This window comes from Gluconacetobacter aggeris (assembly GCF_014174395.1).
GTDB lineage: Bacteria > Pseudomonadota > Alphaproteobacteria > Acetobacterales > Acetobacteraceae > Gluconacetobacter > Gluconacetobacter aggeris.
Genome location: NZ_JABEQD010000056.1, coordinates 1 through 807, shown reverse-complemented (window position 1 = coordinate 807; position 807 = coordinate 1). Strand labels below are relative to the sequence as shown.

Below are 807 nucleotides of genomic sequence, written 5' to 3'. Positions count from 1 at the left end.
CCTTCGACGGCGTTCAAGCCGGGGCAGTCCGGCAATCCCGATGGCCCGAAGAAGGGGCGGCGGCATCCGGCCTTTGCTGCTCTAGACCAGATCGGTCAGGAGAACGCGGAACAGATCGTCCGTTCCGTGACGACATCGGCCCTGAGTGGCGACATGCGGGCGGCAGAGATCATGCTTCGGCGGATCTGGCCCGAACGGAAGGGACGTCCCCTCAGCCTGTCATTGCCGCCGTTGACCGATGCCGCCGATCTCTCGGCCGCGATGGCCACCATCATCCAGGCCGTGACCGCCGGCGAGATCACGCCCGAAGAGGGACAGTCATTGTCGTCACTGATCGAAGCGCAGCGCAAGACGATCGAGACCCACGACCTTGCCGCGCGGCTCGAGGTGCTCGAACAGCGATCGGCGGGAGGCCAGCCATGAACTTGAAAGGTCGCTTGAACGCGCTGGAGCGTAATTCGAAAAACGTTGCGCCAAGGCTGGGCGTTATCATGGTGCCGCGCTTCTGGTCGAGAGAAGACCGAGCAGCCTACATCTCCGGAGAACTGGCTTCTTTTGCGGGTGGAAGCACTGGCGGGGTGGTTATTCATCCTGAAAAGGGAAGCATCTGATGGCAACGCAACTGACGCGACGCCTCGACGCACTGGAGGCCTCTTTGAACCCGCATCCATCCTGGCGCGTGCTTCTCCATCCGCCCGGGATCGATCGCAATCCCGAAGCGCGCGCGGCGTGGTTGGCCCAGCAGCCGCCGGCCCCACGCGGGTGTCTGACGATCATTGTCAGGAAAATCGGCAAACTTGAAGGAGA

3 protein-coding genes are annotated in these 807 nt (G+C 62.8%); all 3 read left to right on the top strand.

Going from position 1 to position 807, the window contains the following annotated elements:
* Window positions 1–423: DUF5681 domain-containing protein (locus HLH36_RS19535; RefSeq protein WP_182987936.1), on the top strand; the 423-nt coding region annotated here is incomplete at its 5' end.
* Window positions 420–611 carry a hypothetical protein gene (locus tag HLH36_RS19530; protein ID WP_182987935.1) on the top strand — a complete coding sequence of 64 codons (192 nt, stop codon included), beginning with the start codon at window positions 420–422 and terminating at the stop codon, window positions 609–611. The genes HLH36_RS19535 and HLH36_RS19530, both read left to right, overlap by 4 nt.
* Window positions 611–807: hypothetical protein (locus tag HLH36_RS19525; RefSeq protein WP_182987934.1), on the top strand; the 197-nt coding region annotated here is incomplete at its 3' end. The genes HLH36_RS19530 and HLH36_RS19525, both read left to right, overlap by 1 nt.

Coding starts and splice junctions, on each gene's coding strand:
- HLH36_RS19530 (WP_182987935.1), top strand. CDS start 420: ATGAACTTGAAAGGTCGCTTGAACGCGCTGGAGCGTAATTCGAAAAAC.